Origin of the sequence: Pseudoalteromonas sp. JC28, from assembly GCF_013319255.1 — a bacterium.
Taxonomy (GTDB): domain Bacteria; phylum Pseudomonadota; class Gammaproteobacteria; order Enterobacterales; family Alteromonadaceae; genus Pseudoalteromonas.
In genome coordinates, this window is the sequence record NZ_QOKX01000005.1 from 175699 (window position 1) to 195495 (window position 19797).

A 19797-nucleotide genomic window follows, 5' to 3' on the forward strand; every position below is an offset into this window, starting at 1 on the left:
CGAGCAACGATATGCACACACGGCAAATAGTACTGGATACAGAAACCACAGGTATTGATCCTAAAGCTGGGCACAGGATCATTGAAATTGGTTGTGTTGAGCTAGTCAATCGCAGACTAACGGGGAATAACTTCCACGTATATATCAACCCTCAGCGCGACATTGAAGAAGAAGCCATTGATGTTCACGGTATCACCAACGAATTTTTACGTGATAAACCTTTTTTCCATCAAATTGCGCAAGAGTTTTTTGACTATATTAAAGGAGCTGAGCTTGTCATTCATAACGCGCCGTTCGACGTCGGCTTTATGGATCACGAGTTTGCTAAGTTAAATCAAGGCTTTCCGGCAACCCATGACTATTGTCAAGTGCTAGATACTTTGGTGATGGCAAGGGATCTTCATCCGGGCCAGAAGAACAGCCTAGATGCGCTTTGCCGTCGCTACGATATCGATAACTCAAAGCGTACGCTGCACGGCGCTTTGCTGGATTCCGAGATCCTTGCTGATGTTTACCTGTCGATGACGGGAGGCCAAAAAAAGCTGAATTTGGCAAATCAAAATAAAGGTGATCAGGCTAACTCAGCCGGTGGCATTATTCGTTTAGACAGCAATCGTCCTGCACTTAAAGTTTTACGTGCTTCTGCCGATGAAGAACAAGCACATACAGAACGTTTAGAGCTTGTAAACAAAGCTTGTGGACAAAGTCTGTGGCAACAATAATGAATATAATCGGTATCGTTGGGGTGGAGTAGACGCTTAACTAGGGGCTTTATCCCAAAAAAAGATCACTCAGGCCATCAACGCAATGTAGGGTTAATACATGAATCTAAAACAGCTTATCTTGGGGTTTGTACTGCTAGTAAGTACGGTTGTTGGCGCTCAAACACCACAGATAACGATGTTGCAGCGGGACGGTAAGGTAAATGAAATCCCTCTTTTAGATAACCGTTTTCGTATTGATTATAATATTGAAGAGATCACTTTACTGTTTTTTCGCGCCCCAGGCGCTCCCGCCGTGGTACTTGTGAAGCCTGATGGTAGTAAATATTATGCGACCAGTTCACTGGATAATGATGCACTACGATGGTATGACGAAGTCAGTTATGACTTGATCATTCTAAAGAACCCAACGCCAGGCCCTTGGCAAGTCATCGGACAGATCCAAAAAAACAGCCGCATAATGGTGCTTGGTGACATTGAACTCGAAGTTGAAGCTTTGCCCCCGCTATTATTCCGTGGTGAAGTGCTGAAGGTAACAGGGCGCGTGACTAATGATGGCAAACAGATAGATGTGGGTTACTTCCGGGATGTCGTGACTTTGTATGTGGAGTTCTCTAGTACCAATAACGATGAATATGCCAACTTTGGTGCAGGTACGCAAAGCGTGACCGACTTTAAAGATGATGGCCGAGAGTTTGATGAAAGACCCTTGGATGGAATTTTTACTGGTGAGTTTAAATTAAACTTTCCTGCGGGAGAGTGGCAGCCTGAATTTTTCATAGAAACGCCCATTCTAAAAAGAAGAGTGATCAAATCACCTATTGTTATCGCTGAGCCGCCATTCAACTTTGAATTGATGCTAGCGGGTGAAAACGAGCTTGAACATGGCCTTACTATTACGATAGACGACACGGTTGTGAAACCTGAGACCATATTGCTACAGGGTAAAATCTTTTACCCTAATGGTGAAGAGCAGATGTTTACCTTAGATGCAGAAGAACGGCTTTATCGTCAGCTGCCAATCAAGAATTATGATTGGGGGCGTTATAGTGTAGAAATCTCCGCATTTGGTGAAAATATCAATGGCCGTGAGTTTATGGCAACGTTGCCAAACTACAATTTTGAAATTGAAAGACCCATTGAAAAAGTGCCTGAATTGGAAGCCGCTGCGTTACCGGCAGTGATACAACCCGAGCCAGAACCAGAGCCGACTATAAGTACAGCGCTACTAGTCAGTATTATTGTTGCTGGTAACTTAGTTGTATTATTGCTCGGTTGGTTAGCCATTCGTGTTCTGGTGCAAAAAAAGCCAATTAGACTAAAAGTACCAATGCCAAAGAATCCATTTAAGAAAACCGAAGAAGTCATTGATCTTGATGATTTAGGACCATCTGAAAATAACGCAGCAGGGAATGGTTCAAAAAATGATAAATCAGGTGATATTTTGAACCTTTCAATGAAAGATAACTAAAAAACACGGTTTTTTTTCAAAAAACGGTTGACTCATGAGGGGGTCATTCGTATTATTCACGCCGCTGTCAGGGAGCACACCTTACAGCAAACACTGCAAGAATATGACGCGGAGTGGTAGTTCAGTTGGTTAGAATACCGGCCTGTCACGCCGGGGGTCGCGGGTTCGAGTCCCGTCCACTCCGCCAAATTTCTTCGTGGTATCAATAAGTCGCGCTGGAGTGGTAGTTCAGTTGGTTAGAATACCGGCCTGTCACGCCGGGGGTCGCGGGTTCGAGTCCCGTCCACTCCGCCAATACTTATTACAAACGTGCATTTGCTTCTTATGGAGTGGTAGTTCAGTTGGTTAGAATACCGGCCTGTCACGCCGGGGGTCGCGGGTTCGAGTCCCGTCCACTCCGCCAACACTTCGAAGCAAAAAATGCGAATACTCAGTGGAGTGGTAGTTCAGTTGGTTAGAATACCGGCCTGTCACGCCGGGGGTCGCGGGTTCGAGTCCCGTCCACTCCGCCAATGTATCGCATAACTATATTCAAGCTTTATGACAGCTTGTTTACTCGCTGGAGTGGTAGTTCAGTTGGTTAGAATACCGGCCTGTCACGCCGGGGGTCGCGGGTTCGAGTCCCGTCCACTCCGCCAACACTAAAACGAGTAAAATAATGTCATTAAGATATCTCTGCGGAGTGGTAGTTCAGTTGGTTAGAATACCGGCCTGTCACGCCGGGGGTCGCGGGTTCGAGTCCCGTCCACTCCGCCATTTAAGATATCTTGCAAATCTATCACTGCGGAGTGGTAGTTCAGTTGGTTAGAATACCGGCCTGTCACGCCGGGGGTCGCGGGTTCGAGTCCCGTCCACTCCGCCAGTTTGCAATTTCTCTTCTAAGCAAGCTTCCTTTACCAAAATCAAAAAGCTCATTTACATTAGTCTTTCCCTTGTCATCACAGTCCAGTAATTCATTTTTCAACATAAGCTTATAATAATGTCGATATAATTTTACCTGTTGTGGCAAAGTGGTAGTTCAGTTGGTTAGCTGTTGCTTAAGAGGGTAGCACTCAGCTAGGCCAAAAGACGATTATCTACGCGCCACACTCATTGTTTTACGTCTCAGTTCTTGTCGCCTTTTATACAAATAGACTAGGGCCTGTTGACCTTTGCTGTTTGATTTTTATTCTTCTGAGTGTGTTTTGGTCGCGACGCTCGACTTGCCGCCTAGTAATCTAGGCAAAAGTTGAGCAACAATGAACAAAGCGCACTCAGATGAACCCAAAGGGCAGCGCTTGATTAGCATTTCTTCTGTGTTGCCCCACAAGGATGTGGGGTAAGGTGACTTTGCAGGAGCACAAAGTCTTTATCGCCAGACTTACATAGAATGACTATGCTACGCTGGCTCTGCCTTGTATAAATACCAATCAAACTGCTGCAAAAACAAACTTGAAAGATCAACAGGCCCTAGTTGTAGATCTCATTTCTCCTAAGCAAAACACGATTAACTTAAAGCGTAAACCATGGTTACTTTTTAACTCGTCTCTTTTCTAGCGATCTACTTGCGATCTGTCTTTATTTAAATATACTGTATGTATAAACAGTGTTTGGTGATGTATGGCGAATTATATAGATCTTCTTGAGCGTAAAAACTTGCTTTGGCGTGGGCGTGGAAAGGCCGTGCAGCATGATGTCGTCAGTACTCGCTTTGCTGCACTTGATGATGTGCTGTGTGGTGGTTGGCCGCAACAAGGTGTGATTGGTGTAAAAACTGCAATGGGAATAGGGGAGTTAAGGTTGATATTGCCCCACTTTGCGGATGATAACCGTTTGAAGGTATTAATTAATCCACCAGGACAAATACATGCCGCGGCATTGCATTATTTATCGTTAGACCTGAGTGAATTTATGATATTGCAGCCACCAAGTGAAAAAGAAGCACTGTGGGCTGCGGAGCAGTGTGTAAAAAGTGGTGCGTGTAGTGCGCTTGTACTTTGGCACGAAGCGCTTTCTATTGCCGCTGTAAAGCGTTTGCAGCTAGGTGCACAGACGGGAGGTTGTAGGTTATTTGTTTTACATCAAGCACAGTACGCTCAAACTCTACCATTTACGCTTTCAGTGGCTTTACAAGCACAGCACAGCGGCTTGGATGTGATAGTGAAGAAGCACAAGGGGCACTTGGCACATCGTAGTCTTAAACTAGAAAACCCCCACTATTGGCCAGAGCTTGAAAAGCCAAATCTACCTCATGTTAGCGATAATATAGTTGCATTTACAGGCTATGAGCGGCGTTTAACGAGCTAGTTATGTGGTTATATCTCTATTTTCCTATGCTGCAACTAGAGGGAATGACAAAGCGAACGGTTTCTGGTGATTTTGTTACACCCGTTGTTATTATTGATGGCCGCAAAAACCAGATAGTGCAGCTCAATGATGCAGCGCAGCAGCGAGGTATAAAAATAGGAATGGGCCTTGGGACTGCTTGTGCATTGTGTACACAGCTTCATGTTTTGCCCTACGACGACCTTCTAGAAAGACAGCAGCTATTAGAAATTGCCAATACGCTTTATCAAGTAAGTGCAGATATTGTAATCGATGAACCTAATGGCCTTGTGCTTAAAGTCGATTCTATGCTGTCGCTCTATCATGATTTGCCAAGTTACTGGCAAGTAATATCTGGACAATTAGCGCAACTTGGCAAGAGTTATTATTACGGCATGGGTGAGTCCACAATAATGGCTAAGCTCTTAGCGCGAGAGCATTGCAATGCGCTTATGTTAACGCAGTGCCAAAAGCGTCATTACTTGGGGAAGATAGGATTAACACGTACAAGTCTAGACAGTCAAGTGATTGAGTTGCTTGCTCGCACCGGAGTTAAAAACGTGGCGCAGTTAGAGCTGTTTTCACTCAGTGAACTGGCCAAACGTTTTGATACTGAACTCGTACATTATGTAGGCTGCTTGTTTGGAAAACTAAAGGAAACCCTTAACTATTACCAACCTGCGGAAACCTTTGAGCTTACTGCACCTTTACTTTACGAAGTCGAAGTAATGGCTTGGTTAGAAAAGCCAATCGAGCATTTGCTATCGCGTTTAGCGTTATTCCTACAGCAACGTAACTTAGTAACTCGAACGCTTTATTTTACCTTAGCACTTCGAGATAAAGAGGCTTTAGAGATCACATTAAACAGCGCGGAGCCTGAATATAAGGCGGCAAATTGGCAGCGCTTGTTAAACCTCAAGCTAGAATCCATAACCTTAGATGCACCCGTACAAAGTGTTTCACTCAAAGCTGATGCACTAGAAGCGCAGCATGCCACAATAAAAGATCTCTTCTCAACGCAGCAAAGTGCGATGTCTGCGCAAGGACTGCGGGCTATTCTATGTGCTAAGCTCGGTGAGCAGGCAGTGCAAGGTTTACAACTTACAGGCGATCCTCGTCCTGAAAAGGCCAGCACTTATAGCCACGAGCCACATTTCACGACACTCAAGAGTAAATTAAGACCTACTATCCTATTTTCGAAGCCACAGCTGTTATGTGAAAGAGTCAATATTATTTCTGGTCCAGAGCGTATCGCTTCGGGGTGGTGGGACGGTGAGCCGGTCCAGCGAGATTATTTTATTGTACAAAATGAACAAGCGCAGCGGTTATGGGTATTTCGAGAGCAAAATAATCATTGGTATATTCATGGAGTATTTAGCTAATGTCTTATGCCGAGCTTTTTTGCCAGAGCAACTTTTCATTTTTGACTGGCGCATCGCGACCAGAAGAGTTGGTCAAACAAGCAGATTTTTTAGGTTATAGCGCAATAGGCATTACTGACGAATGCTCTTTGGCTGGTATTGTCCGTGCTCATGCTTATATTCGAGATCATAAACTCAAGATAAAACTGATAGTTGGGAGTTTACTGAAGTACAACAATATTGAGTTGGTTGCTCTTTGTCCTTGCCAGCTCGCTTATACAGAGTTATGTCGAGTGATCAGTAATGCTCGCCAGCGAATGGAGAAGGGACAATATCAGCTTAGTGAGTGGGATATTATGTCGCTTAAGCATGTCTTATTGTTATGGTTGCCAAAGGGAAACAGTCAAGATGTTCAATCATTGCAATGGCTGTGTAAATATCACCATAATAGAATATGGATTGGCTACCGACGTAACTTGAGTGCAAAAGATGTACATTATTTTACCCATTGTGTAAAACTGTCAAAAGCTTACCAAATACCTATTTGCGCTGTTGGTGGGGTGCTTATGCACTGCTCGTCTAGACTTGCGCTACAGCATACACTGACAGCCATTCGACAGAATCGTGTGATAAGCGAGATCCCTGAGAAAATGATTAGCAATAGCGAGTCGGCACTTAGATCTATCACTAAGCTTAATAAGTTGTTTTCACCTACCTTTCTTGAAGAAAGTGCCAATATCGCGAAGCGATGTGTATTTAATTTAGACTCATTGCATTATCAATATCCTCAGGAGTTAGTGCCTAAAGGTTTTACTCCAATGACTTATTTACGCGCGTTGGTCGAAAAGGGTAAACAAGTTCGCTTTCCTGATGGCGTGCCGCCAGATATAGAAGCCATTATTGATAAAGAGCTAGCGCTTATCGAAGCGCTTGATTATCCGTTTTTCTTTATCACTATTCATGACATTGTGATGTATGCCAAACAGCATCAAATCTTATACCAAGGGCGAGGCTCAGCCGCTAACTCTGTGGTCTGTTATTGCTTAGAGATAACCGCGGTTGACCCTCGGCAAGTGGGTGTATTGTTCGAGCGTTTTATTAGTAAAGAGCGTAATGAGCCACCCGATATAGATGTGGATTTTGAACACCAACGTCGTGAAGAGGTGATCCAATATATCTACAAAAAATATGGTCGTAAACGCGCAGCATTAGCAGCAACGGTGATCACGTATCGTTTAAAAAGTGCCATGCGTGATGTTGGCAAAGCCTTGGGCATTGAAATGGCGCAAATAGAGTACTTTATTAAGCATCTCAACCGCCGTGATAAAGGACTTAACTGGCAGGCCCAATTAGTGGAGTTAGGGTTAGAGCCAAACTCATTAAAAGGTCAGCACTTTATTCAGTTGGTTAATGACATTATGGGGTTTCCAAGGCATTTATCGCAGCATGTTGGTGGTTTTGTTATCTCAGAAAGCCCATTACATGAATTAGTGCCCGTAGAAAATGCAGCTATGCCAGAGCGCACCATTATTCAATGGGATAAAGATGACCTTGAAACCCTTAAGTTACTCAAAGTCGATATCTTGGCCTTGGGTATGCTAAGCGCTATCCGTAAGTGTTTTGGCTATATTGCAGCGCATACGAAGCGAAATCTGGATCTTGCCCAATTGACTCGTATGCAAGACGACCCTTTGGTCTATAAGATGTTGCAAAAAGGGGATAGTGTTGGCGTGTTTCAAGTAGAGTCTCGTGCACAAATGAGTATGTTGCCAAGGCTGAAACCCGCGAATTACTACGACTTAGTGATCCAAATAGCGATTGTACGTCCCGGCCCTATTCAAGGGGATATGGTGCATCCATTTTTAAAGCGACGGGATGGTGAAGAGCAAGTGACTTATCCATCCGAAGCGGTTAAATCGGTATTAGAGAGGACAATGGGGGTTCCTATTTTCCAAGAACAAGTGATAAAACTGGCTATGGTTGCTGCTGGGTTCACTGGAGGAGAAGCGGATAGCCTACGCCGAGCCATGGCGTCATGGAAAAAAACCGGGGAGCTAATGCAGTTTAGAGAAAAGCTTATTCGAGGCATGCTGGATCGGGGCTATGAAGCACAATTTGCTGAGCGGATTTTTGAGCAGATCTGCGGCTTTGGTGAATATGGTTTTCCTGAAAGTCACTCAGCTTCTTTTGCAGTGCTGGCTTATGCCTCTGCGTGGTTGAAATACTACTACCCCGCAATGTTTTATACCGCTCTACTCAATAGCTTTCCAATGGGGTTTTATTCGGTTTCACAGCTGTTGCAAGATGCATCAAGGCATGAGGTTAGCATTTTACCTATCTGTGTTAACCAGTCCGATTACGAACATCAAGTCGTACAAGAGCCAAGACAAGCAACGTTTGCGATCCGGTTAGGATTTCAGCTTATAAAAGGGTTAAGTGAAGAAGAAGCACTGCAATTATTACAATGCAGACCTCAAGAGGGGTTTGGGAATATCGTGCAGTTACAGCAAGCTGGTATTACTAACAGCACTATTGAAAAGCTGATTTCCGCGGATGCTTTACATCACTTTGTAGATAGCCGTTATGCGGCTAGGTGGTCACTTGCAGATCAAAGTAAAACCTTGCCACTATTCAGCGATATTGAAGAGAAAGAGTCGCAATATAGTCACTTTAGCGCCACAGAGTTTGAAAACTTACAGGAAGATTACAATAGCACTAAGGTTTCTTTACGCACTCACCCAATCAAGCAACTTGAGCAAGCAAAGCTTATACACCGAACGGTTAAGGCCAATGAACTGCTTTATCGACCGCATAAATCGTTAGTAACAGTGATAGGGCTGGTGACAGGAAAGCAAGCCCCGGGTACCGCAAAAGGCGTGACCTTTTTTACTTTAGAAGATGAAACAGGCAACATCAATGTAATTGTGTGGTCTGGTACTGCTCGAGCACAAAAGCAAGCCTATATGGGCGCACAGCTATTAGAAATAAAGGGTATAGTAGAGAAAGAGGGTGAAGTGGTACATGTTATTGCTGGTAGGTTAATCGATAGAAGTGAATTACTAGCAGCGATGACAATTAAGGCTCGCGCTTTTCATTAATTGCTTGTGAGGTGCTCGGCCTTTCGTAAATGCGTTTCACATATGCGTATAAGGTTTAAATGCCCCAATAGAGAGGCATTTTCGTTGCTTTTTCGCTTTAGCCTTGGAGCAGCTTCATCATGGCTGCAATAAACCCTTCTTGCTTAACGATTTGGTACTTCTGACAGGAGTCAGGGTTTTTCAAATCGTGGCATAAATATAGTGTATTGCGCTCAAGCGCAGGCTTTGGATGTAAGTTTGAATCAAATAGCACAGGATCTATACCAGGAAGACCAGACCAATATACACTACTAGCCACAAGGCCTAATTTTTCATAAGTAATCAGTTGTGGTTTTGGCAGGATAATAAATAAAACACCAATCACAGCAAACACTATCCACTTACCTTTACCCTTGGGTTTATCGTTATCTGTAGCGGCTTGTGTTTGAGGTGTATTTGTTTGCCGCGCTTGCGCGGTCTGTTGAGCCTTTATCGCTGCAATTTGTTGTGGCGATGGTCGACGGTTTTTTGTTGTACTAGTGCGTTTCTTTTGATTGGACTGTACTTGACCTAAAAGCGATTGTTTTTTTGATGGTTTTGCCATGCTTTAAGTAGCCTTTTAGTTGCAGGTCTCTATAATGCTTCTATGCTAAGTATAATAGCTTATTTTTACACTACAGCCTACGGGAAAGGACTATGGATCAAAACATCTCTATTTTAATCGTCGATGATGTAGGGACAGTTCGCAGCTTTTTACATCAAACCTTAATGCACTTAGGCATTGATCATGTAAGAGAAGCCTCCACTGCAACGCAATGCGTAAAGTCATGTGAAGAGCAACATTTTGATATTGTCTTTTTAGATATTGAGCTGCCCGATGGTGATGGTAAAGAGTTAATTGCAACCCTAAATGAAATAAACCCGAATATTAATGTCGTTATGGTGTCGGCACACTCAACGGTAGACAATGTTAAAGATGCGATTGAGCGCGGTGCTAAAGGTTTTGTTGTTAAGCCATTTTCGCCAAAGAAAATCGCGGCTATGCTGAAGAAGTTTTACCCAGATTTAGAATTGGTTTAAAACGGCACTGATTTTATCTTTTGATACCAAAGTATATAAATTACAGACATAAAAAAACCGACATAATGTCGGTTTTTTCAATCCAGCAACAAATTAAAGTGCTTTGATCTTAGCAACTAAACGGCTCTTATGACGAGCAGCTTTGTTTTTGTGGATTAGACCTTTAGTTGCGTAACGGTCTAGGATAGGTGCAGCAACAGCGAATGCTTGAGTTGCAGCTTCTTTATCACCAGCTTCAATTGCAGCGATTACTTTTTTGAAGTATGTACGCATCATTGAACGACGGCTTGCGTTGTGCTTACGACGCTTTTCGCTAGTGATAGCGCGTTTTTTTGCAGACTTGATGTTAGCCAAGGTTTGCTCCTAACAATCTTAAAATAAGCTTAATTTAAAGGCCGAGGAATATGCCTGTTTTAATCGCAAAAGTCAATATAAATTAACAAGCGCGGCCTAATGTTCAACACCCAAGACTCGACTTGGGCTATTCTCAATTCTTAACCTGTACAAATCAAAACGTTGCTATGCGACATTTTTACTTCTATAGCAGGCAAGTAAACCCGTAATATCCCAAGTTGCACTAATAATTTGCAAAGCGTAGCTTCACAAAGTGCCTTGAAAATCTCAGGTCTGAACCAAAGTAAACAGTCAAATTTCACAAGGTGAAACAGGCCTACCAAGGTTAATGGCGCGTATTGTATCAAAGCTGACAGGGCACGCCTAGTGCTAAATGCACAACGACTGTGGCATAATCTGCCGCGATTCACTGAATTTAGGAGTTAAGGTGGCAAAAGGGTTATTTAAATCGGGTATGATTGTCAGTGCCATGACTATGATTTCGCGGGTTCTGGGCCTCGTTCGAGATGCCGTCGTGGCAAACTTATTAGGCGCTGGATTGGCCGCAGATGTCTTTTTATTCGCCAACCGGATCCCTAATTTTTTACGTAGACTATTCGCTGAAGGCGCGTTTGCTCAGGCATTTGTACCTGTGCTTTCTGAAATTAGAGAAAAGCATGGCGATGATAAAGTGAGGTTATTTGTTGCACAAGCCGCAGGTACACTTGGCACGGTGCTACTTATTGTCACTATTTTGGGCGTAGTTGGTTCGCCTGTCATTGCGGCATTATTCGGTACGAGTTGGTTCATAGATTGGTGGCAAGGTGGTGCAGATGGTGAAAAGTTTGTGCTTGCAAGTGCACTATTAAAACTGACCTTTCCTTATTTGTTCTTTGTTTCTCTCGTGGCTCTGAGTGGCGCGGTACTGAATGTTTATAATCGTTTTGCCGCAGCTGCTTTTACCCCTGTATTATTGAACGTTGCGATTATTATTTGCGCTATTTTCCTTCATGATAAATTTGAGCAGGGTGCATATGCATTGGCACTAGGGGTATTTATTGGGGGAATGGTTCAACTGCTATTCCAAATACCGTTTTTACTGCGTTTAAAGGTGCTAAGTCGCCCCCGCTTTGCTTGGCGAAGCCCCGAGGTAACCAAAGTAAGAACTTTGATGATCCCAGCATTATTTGGAGTTTCTGTTAGCCAAATTAACTTATTAATAGACACCGTTATCGCCTCGTTTTTAGTCACAGGCTCAATTGCTTGGTTGTATTATTCAGATCGATTAATTGAGTTTCCACTAGGTCTGTTTGGTGTTGGAATTGCTACGGTCATCTTACCTGCATTGTCGAGGTTGCATGCCGGAGACAATAGTTCAGACTTCCAAAAGACGCTGGATTGGGGGGTGCGCTTCGTTGTTTTTTTAGGTTTACCCGCAATGTTTGGGTTGATGGTAATAAGCCCACTTATCATTTCAGTATTGTTTGGACACGGTGAGTTTGTTTCTCAAAATGCAGACAATATAGAAAAAGTCAGCTTAGGTGTTGCTGCATATTCCGTCGGTTTGCTAAGTTTTATGCTAATAAAAGTGCTCGCTCCGGGGTTTTATGCGAGACAAGACATAAAAACGCCAGTTCGTATAGGTATCATTTCGATGGTACTGAATATGGTGTTTAATCTGCTTTTAGCTCCTTTTATTGGCTATATCGGCCTTGCATTGGCAACTTCATTATCAGCGTCTTGTAATGCGTTTTTACTTTATCGTCAGCTGTCACATCAAGGTGTGTATCAGCTAAGCGCATTTTCTCTTGGTTTTACTGCCAAATGCTTTGTTGCAGCGGTCGTGATGGCTGTATGTGTATACTTTCTCGGCGCACGTTTTGAATGGCTAGAGTGGGGACTGATGGAGCAGGTGCTATTACTTTGCGGATTATTAGTAACTGCGATGGTGAGCTATTTTAGTTTACTATTTATACTAGGGGTAAGATTGAGCACAATCCGAGATGCTTGATTCGCATTTTTAAGCAACTTGGGTATAATCGGGCTCTTTGATATTTGCTGCACAAAGGCACGGCACTATGCAACTAATCCGAGGGATCCATAATATTCGACCACATCATTTTGGTTGTGTGTTGACGATTGGAAACTTTGACGGGGTTCATCTTGGACATGTAGAGGTTTTGAAGGGGCTGATTAGCGACGCAAAACACTATCAACTTCCAAGCACAGTGATGTTATTTGAGCCGCAGCCCTTGGAGTTTTTTGCCAAAGATAAAGCACCGGCTAGGCTGACGCGATTACGTGATAAGCTAGTCCTGTTGCAAGAGCTTGGCATAGAGCGGGTCATTTGCGTCAACTTTAATCGCAAATTTGCCTCGCAAGATGCAGAGCAGTTTATCAAAGAAGTCCTAGTGACAAAGCTTGGAACCAAGGCGCTCACGGTCGGCGATGACTTTCGTTTTGGCCGTGAACGTGCTGGTGATTTTGCAATGTTAAAGCAAGTAGGCGAACCGCTAGGTATGCAAGTAAAAGACACGGCAAGTTTTCGCAAGCAAGATTGTCGTGTAAGTAGCACGTTGATCCGCACGGCACTTGCGGCTGGTGATTTACGTCAAGCACATGATATGTTGGGCCATACCTATGCCATTTCGGGCCGTGTTATTCACGGTTGGAAGAAAGGCAGAGAGCTTGGTTTCCATACTGCAAATATTGCCTTAAAACGCCAAGTGAGCCCTGTGCGCGGTGTGTATGCGGTCAAAGCGACTGTGAATCACAAAACACATTATGGCGTAGCGAATGTTGGCACTAAGCCAACCCTAAACGGAACGAAAGCCCTTTTAGAGGTGCATCTGTTTAATTTTAATGAGACCATCTACGGTCAGTTTATGAAAGTGGAGCTAATTGAAAAGCTTCGCGATGAGCAAAAATTCGAAACATTGTCGCAGTTAACAGAACAAATCAGTCGTGATGTTAGCAATGCAAAACAGTGTTTTTCTTTAACGTAGCCGATACGGAAAGTAGGATAAATGAGCGACTACAAACATACTTTAAATCTACCGGAAACTGAGTTTCCGATGCGTGGTAATTTGGCGCAACGCGAACCAAAGATGCTGAAAAAATGGTATGAAGAAGACCTATACGGTCAAATTCGCATTGCGAAAAAAGGTAAAAAGCCATTTATTTTGCATGACGGTCCTCCGTATGCAAATGGTGATATTCACCTAGGTCACTCAGTAAACAAAATCCTAAAAGATATTATTATTAAGTCAAAAACGCTTTCTGATTTTGATGCACCTTATGTACCTGGTTGGGACTGTCATGGTCTTCCAATTGAGCTACAGGTGGAAAAGAAAGTAGGCAAACCAGGTAAGAAAGTATCGGCTGCTGAATTCCGTGAAAAGTGCCGCGACTATGCTAAAAAGCAAGTTGATGGCCAAAAAACAGATTTCAAACGCCTTGGTGTTTTAGGTGACTGGGATAAGCCATACCTAACCATGAACTTTGATTTTGAAGCCAATGCTATTCGTGTGCTTGGTCGTATTATCAAAAATGGTCACCTGCACAAAGGTGCAAAGCCAGTTCACTGGTGTACGGATTGTGGTTCAGCACTTGCAGAAGCGGAAGTTGAATACCAAGACAAACAATCGCCAGCAATCGACGTAAAATTTGTGTTTGCTGATCAAGCGGCAATCATTGGTGCGTTTGGCTTGGCCGAAGGTCACGAAGGCAAAGGCGAAGTAAGTACCGCAATTTGGACTACAACGCCTTGGACATTGCCTGCAAACCGCGCTGTGGCAGTACACGGCGCGCTAGAGTATGCGCTGGTACAAATCGAAGATGAAGGTCAAGAGCAGCGTATTGTACTTGGTTCTGAATTAGTCAAAGACGCTGTTGATCGTTTTGGATTCAAGCACTTCCACGTACTAGGTTACGCGAAAGGCGCTGCGCTTGAGAATCTGCGCGTTGCACACCCATTCTTAGATTTCGATGTGCCTGTTATTTTAGGTGAGCACGTAACAACAGACTCAGGTACTGGTATCGTTCACACAGCACCTGGTCACGGTCAAGAAGACTTTGCTGCGGGCCAGGCTTACGGTCTAGAAGTTGCAAACCCTGTTGGTGCAAATGGTGTTTATCTACCAGATACACCGATTTTTGCAGGTCAGCACGTATTTAAAGCAAATGACAGCATCATTGAGTTATTAACTGAGAAAGGCGTATTGTTCCGTCATAAGGCGCTAACGCATAGTTATCCACATTGCTGGCGTCACAAAACTCCTATTATTTTCCGTGCGACGCCACAATGGTTCGTCAGCATGGATCAGGCTAACCTACGTGCTGATTCACTGAATGAAATCAAAAAGACAGAGTGGTTACCAGAGTGGGGTGAAAGCCGCATCGCAAACATGGTTGAAGGTCGCCCTGACTGGTGTATTTCACGTCAGCGTACTTGGGGTGTACCAATCGCATTATTTGTCGATAAAGACACCGGTAGCCTACATCCTGAAACGGAAGCCCTTATTGAAGCCGTTGCTAAATTAGTGGAAGAAAAGGGTATTCAGGCGTGGTACGACTTAGAGCCTAGCGCGCTATTAAGTGAAACTGATGCTCAACAGTACGTAAAAGTACAAGATACACTAGACGTATGGTTTGACTCAGGTGTAACACATGCGTGTGTTGTTGATGCGCGTGAAGATTTAACAGGTCCTGCAGATCTTTACCTTGAAGGCTCGGATCAGCACCGTGGTTGGTTTATGTCATCAATGATGACTTCAGTTGCTATCAATGGTCATGCACCTTATAAGCAAGTGTTAACGCATGGCTTCACGGTCGATGAAAAAGGCCATAAGATGTCTAAGTCATTAGGCAACGTGATCTCGCCGCAAGACATCATGAACAAACTAGGTGCAGATATTTTACGTTTATGGGTAGCTTCTACCGATTATACGGCCGAAATGACTGTGTCTGATGAAATCTTTAAGCGCTCAGCTGACCGTTATCGTCGTATTCGTAACACAAGTCGTTATCTACTTGCGAACCTAAGCGGCTTTGATCCAAAAACGAATTTAGTAGCAATTGAAGATATGGTTGAGCTAGATCGCTGGATTGTTGCGCGTGCTGCACAGCTACAAACTGAGATCAAAACAGCGTACGACAAGTATCAAATGCTTCAAGTAACACAGAAGCTTATGAATTTCTGTACTGGTGAATTGGGTTCGTTCTATCTAGACGTGATTAAAGACCGTCAGTACACGGCGAAAAGTGATAGCCATGCCCGTCGTTCTTGTCAATCAGCGCTTTATCATATCGCCGAAGCGATGACACGTTGGATGGCGCCAATCATGAGCTTTACTGCGCAAGAAATCTGGGAAGTATTACCAGGTGAGCGTGGCCAGTTTGTATTCACGGATACTTGGTATGATGCAATTGAAGGGGCGACAGAAGGCTCGTTGAATAACGAGTACTGGCAAAACCTACTGGCGGTACGTGATGAAGTAAACCGTGTGCTTGAGAATGCACGTAAAGAAGAAGTGATCGGTGCGACGCTACAGGCTGAAGTAACGCTATATACTGGCGGTGACTTAGCTGAGCAGCTCAACGCCATTGGCGACGAATTGCGCTTTGTTTTACTGACTTCGAAAGCAACGGTAGAAGTAGTCAACCGCAAGCCAGAAAATGCAATTTCATCAGAAATTGATGGTTTATACATTAGTGTAGCGGCAACATCGGCTAAAAAATGTGATCGTTGTTGGCACTATACGGACGACGTAGGTAAGAATGAGCAACATGCAGATATCTGTGGCCGTTGTATTAGTAACGTTGAAGGTGACGGCGAGCAGCGTCAATTCGCCTAGGAGTAAAACGTGACACAAACTACACAGAAAAGTGGTCTGGTGTGGTTGTGGCTTAGTCTACTGCTTTTTGCAGTAGACTATTTCACCAAAGCACTGGTTATGACTGAAATGGAACTCTATGAGTCCATTGATATTTTGCCTATATTCAATCTCACCTATATGCATAACTATGGTGCGGCTTTTAGCTTCCTAAGTGAAGCAGGTGGCTGGCAACGTTACTTTTTAAGTGGCATTGCCGTGGCGATTAGCACTTTATTGATTTTTTGGCTACGTAAGTTGCCGGCATCAAATTGGAAGTTGGGATTGGCCTACGCCCTGGTATTAGGTGGTGCGGTAGGAAATTTATACGACCGCATTATTCATGGTTATGTGATTGACTTCCTTCATTTCTATTATCAAGACTGGCATTATCCAGCGTTTAATGTCGCAGACATGGCGATTGTCGGCGGTGCTGCACTATTAATTTTCGATGCCTTTACCAGTGGCGATAAACCACAGGAGAAAAATGCGTGAGTGAGCAACTAATTGGAGCAAAGTCTGAAGTCTTGTTCCATTTTTCAATCAAGTTATCAGACGGTTCAGCAGCAGATTCTACCAAAGTTCATAATAAACCCGCTAAGTTGTTTATGGGTGATGGCAGCCTGACGGAAAATTTTGAAAAGTGCTTGCTTGGATTAAAAGCGGGCGATGAGAAATCTTTTGAGCTAGAGCCAGAAGACGCGTTTGGACAACCAAATCCTGATAACATCTATTATGTTGATAGAAGCAAATTTGGCGCAGAAACCCCTGCTCAAGTAGGTAGCATCATTGCATTTACGCAACCTGATGGTACTGACTTACCTGGATTGATCCGAGAAGTAGCCGGCGACTCGGTAACTGTCGATTTCAATCACCCGCTTGCAGGCCAAAAAGTAACGTTTGAAGTTGAAATTCTTGAGGTAAATAACTGATGGATATCTTGCTGGCAAACCCGAGAGGATTCTGTGCAGGTGTAGATAGAGCGATCAGCATTGTTGAGCGTGCACTCGATATTTTCGAAGCGCCTATTTATGTTCGCCATGAAGTTGTTCATAACAAATATGTTGTTGATGGTCTGAAGTCTCGTGGTGCGGTATTCGTTGAAGAGCTAAATGAAGTGCCAGACGACAGTATTGTTATTTTCAGCGCGCATGGTGTTTCTCAGCAAGTACGTAATGAAGCGAAGCGCCGAGAGCTAAAAGTCTTTGATGCGACTTGTCCGTTAGTGACAAAGGTGCATATGGAAGTGACGCGTGCTAGCCGCAGAGGTACTGAGTGTATTTTGATTGGGCACCAGGGGCACCCTGAAGTTGAGGGTACTATGGGGCAGTATGACAATCCGAATGGTGGTATTTATCTCGTTGAAAAACCAGAGGATGTAGCAGCACTCGAAGTGAAAGATGCTGACAATGTGTTCTATTGCAGTCAAACAACATTATCGGTAGATGACACTGCGGATGTAATTGACGCACTGCGTAGCAAGTTTCCGAACATCAGTGGTCCTCGAAAAGATGATATCTGTTATGCCACGCAAAACCGCCAAGATGCGGTTCGCGACTTAGCGGACAAAGTTGATTTATTGCTTGTGGTGGGTGCGAAAAATAGTTCTAACTCTAACCGTTTAAGAGAGCTTGCGGATAAAATGGGAACTAAAGCATTTCTTATCGATGATGCCTCTTCCATCGAAGAAGCTTGGTTCGATGGGGTTGCAAAGGTAGGTGTAACTGCCGGCGCATCTGCACCTGAAGTGTTGGTTCAACAGGTTATCTCTCGACTTAAAGAACTTGGTGGGAAAACGGTAGTTGAGAACCCAGGACAAGAAGAAAATGTCGTGTTTGCCGTACCTGTAGAACTCAGATAAGAGAGTTAGCACGATGACACCGCGTATCAGGTTGTTGTCTGCACTATTGAGTGAGCGAGGTGTGCTAGCATTGCTAGTTGCCTCGCAAATCCTAGCCTTTTTATACACGCTGATTTCCGCGACTGCGTTTTGGCAATCCCTTGGGTTAACTAGCTTATTTATTCATTTCACTGCCTTTTTATCACTTGCCGTGATAGCGATTGTACGCCACGCTGTTGAGAAGCGCTCAGATCTAGTTGAAGCAGGTATTCTCATATCTGTCTTCGTGCTTTGTACTGTTGTCACTAGTACGGCTTTTCCCTATGGTTTTACATTGCTCGGTTGGATTGATGAGGCAAAAATTGAATTGAGCTTATGGCGTAACATCGCAATATGTCTTTGCATTATCACGCTTTTCGCGCATTTCTTAGCTATCTTTACCGATAATATTCGTAAGGTGAAAGCGCTATCTCAAGCGGAACTTGAAGCGTTACATGCGAGAATTCGGCCGCACTTTTTATATAACTCACTCAATACAGTGGCCGAATTGACTCATATCGATCCAAGTGCAGCAGAAAAGTCAGCATTAGCCCTTGCCGATTTATCTCGCGCTGCGATGTCCACACAAAATATTGTTCCGCTGGAAAGTGAAATATCTTTATGCAAAGCGTATTTAGCACTTGAGCAGTGGCGCTTTGCAGAGCGTCTGAGGGTAGAGTGGGAATTAGACAATGTCTTGGGAGATGTTTTTATCCCTGCGTTGATATTGCAGCCATTGGTGGAGAACGCGGTTAGCCATGGGGTAGAGCCAAACCCAAATGGAGCGGATATTCGTATTCATATTCACTGTAGTAAACGCACCTTAACGGTGGTAATTTTTAACAGCTATGACGCAAAATTAAAGCCGACGCACCAAGGGCATGGCATTGGGATAAGTAACATCAGACGCCGCTTGACTTTACACTACAATCAGCCCATTGATTTTAAAACCGAAGCCAGTCAAGATAGCTATACCGTCAGTTTTTCGCTACCACTATGAAAACAGTAATATCTTATCTTATTGTGGATGATGAGCCGTTGGCAAGAGCTCGCGTTAAACGACTAATGCAAAAGCACGTGGGCTTTCGTTGTATCGGTGAAGTTGACTGCGCTGACGGTGTGGAAGCGCTACTAAATCAGGAGCCTGTACAGCTAATTTTTCTTGATATTTCGATGCCAGGTCAGTCAGGTGTTGAGCTTGCGAGTCAATTACGCCTGCAATTTCCGAGGATGAAAATCGTGTTTCTAACGGCGCATCCGGAATATGCGTTAGAAGCATTTGAACTGCACGCCAATGGTTATCTAGTGAAGCCACTAGATAGTGATAAGCTTGATGCTTTATTGACTACTATCTTTCCGAGTATGGAGACGCTCAGCTATTACGTTGGCAGTGAGTTGCGTTACGTTCAGGCTTCGGATGTTATTGTTGCCGAGGCGGATGAAAAATATACGCGAGTAACCTTGAATTCCGGCCTACAAGCATTAATTGACATGTCACTCAAGTCACTGTTAGATAAGTTTCCAACACATTTTATTCAAATCCATCGCAGTACATTAGTTAAGCGAACAGAAATTTCTGCTTTAGAACTACATGAACAAAAGCACTATGTTTGCCTCAAGTCGCTGCCCAATCGCTATGAAGTTAGCCGTAGAGCTTATACCCAAATAAAAACATTGTTTTGAGTGTTAAGTGGTGA

At 43.8% G+C, this 19797-nt stretch carries 16 protein-coding genes and 7 tRNA genes; 21 read left to right on the plus strand and 2 right to left on the minus strand.

What is annotated here, in order from left to right:
• Window positions 1–11: 11 nt before the first annotated feature.
• The 12 genes from dnaQ to DS891_RS12720 all read left to right on the plus strand — a co-directional run bounded on the left by dnaQ (window position 12) and on the right by DS891_RS12720 (window position 8956).
• Window positions 12–722, plus strand: a complete 711-nt coding sequence (gene dnaQ, locus DS891_RS12665) for a DNA polymerase III subunit epsilon (protein ID WP_010370953.1) — start codon at window positions 12–14, stop codon at window positions 720–722.
• A 100-nt stretch (window positions 723–822) separates the two neighbouring features.
• Window positions 823–2193: a TIGR03503 family protein gene (locus DS891_RS12670; RefSeq protein WP_010606637.1), complete on the plus strand. Its 1371-nt coding sequence runs from the start codon at window positions 823–825 to the stop codon at window positions 2191–2193.
• A 110-nt stretch (window positions 2194–2303) separates the two neighbouring features.
• Window positions 2304–2380 (plus strand) — tRNA-Asp (locus DS891_RS12675).
• A gap of 30 nt (window positions 2381–2410) precedes the next feature.
• Window positions 2411–2487: transfer RNA gene (locus DS891_RS12680), tRNA-Asp, on the plus strand.
• Window positions 2488–2519: 32 nt separating this feature from the next.
• A tRNA-Asp gene (locus DS891_RS12685) sits at window positions 2520–2596 on the plus strand.
• A 32-nt stretch (window positions 2597–2628) separates the two neighbouring features.
• Window positions 2629–2705, plus strand: a tRNA-Asp gene (locus DS891_RS12690).
• 49 nt (window positions 2706–2754) lie between these two features.
• Window positions 2755–2831 (plus strand) — tRNA-Asp (locus DS891_RS12695).
• A gap of 41 nt (window positions 2832–2872) precedes the next feature.
• Window positions 2873–2949, plus strand: a tRNA-Asp gene (locus DS891_RS12700).
• A gap of 29 nt (window positions 2950–2978) precedes the next feature.
• A tRNA-Asp gene (locus DS891_RS12705) sits at window positions 2979–3055 on the plus strand.
• A 737-nt stretch (window positions 3056–3792) separates the two neighbouring features.
• Window positions 3793–4479 carry a translesion DNA synthesis-associated protein ImuA gene (gene imuA, locus DS891_RS12710; protein ID WP_174169974.1) on the plus strand — a complete coding sequence of 229 codons (687 nt, stop codon included), beginning with the start codon at window positions 3793–3795 and terminating at the stop codon, window positions 4477–4479.
• Between the two features lie 2 nt (window positions 4480–4481).
• Window positions 4482–5879, plus strand: a complete 1398-nt coding sequence (locus tag DS891_RS12715; protein WP_174169975.1) for a DNA polymerase Y family protein — start codon at window positions 4482–4484, stop codon at window positions 5877–5879.
• The gene (locus DS891_RS12720; RefSeq protein WP_174169976.1) at window positions 5879–8956 is read left to right on the plus strand and encodes an error-prone DNA polymerase; all 3078 of its coding nucleotides are present in this window, start codon (window positions 5879–5881) and stop codon (window positions 8954–8956) included. The genes DS891_RS12715 and DS891_RS12720 overlap by 1 nt, the downstream gene beginning before the upstream one ends.
• Window positions 8957–9053: 97 nt before the next feature.
• On the opposite strand, the gene DS891_RS12725 is transcribed toward DS891_RS12720, so the two are convergent.
• Window positions 9054–9539 (minus strand): hypothetical protein, encoded by a 486-nt coding sequence (locus DS891_RS12725; protein WP_102057192.1) that lies wholly within the window; start codon window positions 9537–9539, stop codon window positions 9054–9056.
• A gap of 92 nt (window positions 9540–9631) precedes the next feature.
• Here DS891_RS12725 and DS891_RS12730 point away from each other — a divergent pair, with 92 nt between their 5' ends.
• Window positions 9632–10015, plus strand: a complete 384-nt coding sequence (locus DS891_RS12730; protein WP_010370975.1) for a response regulator — start codon at window positions 9632–9634, stop codon at window positions 10013–10015.
• 93 nt (window positions 10016–10108) lie between these two features.
• Here DS891_RS12730 and rpsT read toward each other — a convergent pair whose 3' ends face one another.
• Window positions 10109–10369, minus strand: a complete 261-nt coding sequence (gene rpsT, locus DS891_RS12735) for a 30S ribosomal protein S20 (RefSeq protein ID WP_010370978.1) — start codon at window positions 10367–10369, stop codon at window positions 10109–10111.
• Window positions 10370–10796: 427 nt separating this feature from the next.
• Here rpsT and murJ point away from each other — a divergent pair, with 427 nt between their 5' ends.
• The 8 genes from murJ to DS891_RS12775 all read left to right on the plus strand — a co-directional run bounded on the left by murJ (window position 10797) and on the right by DS891_RS12775 (window position 19783).
• Window positions 10797–12359: a murein biosynthesis integral membrane protein MurJ gene (gene murJ / locus DS891_RS12740; protein ID WP_320076052.1), complete on the plus strand. Its 1563-nt coding sequence runs from the start codon at window positions 10797–10799 to the stop codon at window positions 12357–12359.
• Between the two features lie 67 nt (window positions 12360–12426).
• Window positions 12427–13353 carry a bifunctional riboflavin kinase/FAD synthetase gene (gene ribF, locus DS891_RS12745; RefSeq protein WP_174169977.1) on the plus strand — a complete coding sequence of 309 codons (927 nt, stop codon included), beginning with the start codon at window positions 12427–12429 and terminating at the stop codon, window positions 13351–13353.
• Between the two features lie 21 nt (window positions 13354–13374).
• The gene (gene ileS, locus DS891_RS12750; protein WP_174169978.1) at window positions 13375–16203 is read left to right on the plus strand and encodes an isoleucine--tRNA ligase; all 2829 of its coding nucleotides are present in this window, start codon (window positions 13375–13377) and stop codon (window positions 16201–16203) included.
• A gap of 9 nt (window positions 16204–16212) precedes the next feature.
• Entirely contained in the window at window positions 16213–16716 is a 504-nt protein-coding gene (gene lspA / locus DS891_RS12755) for a signal peptidase II (RefSeq protein ID WP_174169979.1), read from the plus strand.
• Window positions 16713–17153, plus strand: a complete 441-nt coding sequence (gene fkpB, locus DS891_RS12760) for an FKBP-type peptidyl-prolyl cis-trans isomerase (protein ID WP_010370993.1) — start codon at window positions 16713–16715, stop codon at window positions 17151–17153. The genes lspA and fkpB overlap by 4 nt, the downstream gene beginning before the upstream one ends.
• The gene (gene ispH, locus DS891_RS12765) at window positions 17153–18082 is read left to right on the plus strand and encodes a 4-hydroxy-3-methylbut-2-enyl diphosphate reductase (RefSeq protein ID WP_174169980.1); all 930 of its coding nucleotides are present in this window, start codon (window positions 17153–17155) and stop codon (window positions 18080–18082) included. The genes fkpB and ispH overlap by 1 nt, the downstream gene beginning before the upstream one ends.
• 13 nt (window positions 18083–18095) lie before the next feature.
• Window positions 18096–19100, plus strand: coding sequence for a sensor histidine kinase (locus tag DS891_RS12770; RefSeq protein ID WP_174169981.1), 1005 nt, complete (start codon window positions 18096–18098; stop codon window positions 19098–19100).
• Entirely contained in the window at window positions 19097–19783 is a 687-nt protein-coding gene (locus tag DS891_RS12775) for a LytTR family DNA-binding domain-containing protein (protein ID WP_174169982.1), read from the plus strand. The genes DS891_RS12770 and DS891_RS12775 overlap by 4 nt, the downstream gene beginning before the upstream one ends.
• Window positions 19784–19797: the final 14 nt, after the last annotated feature.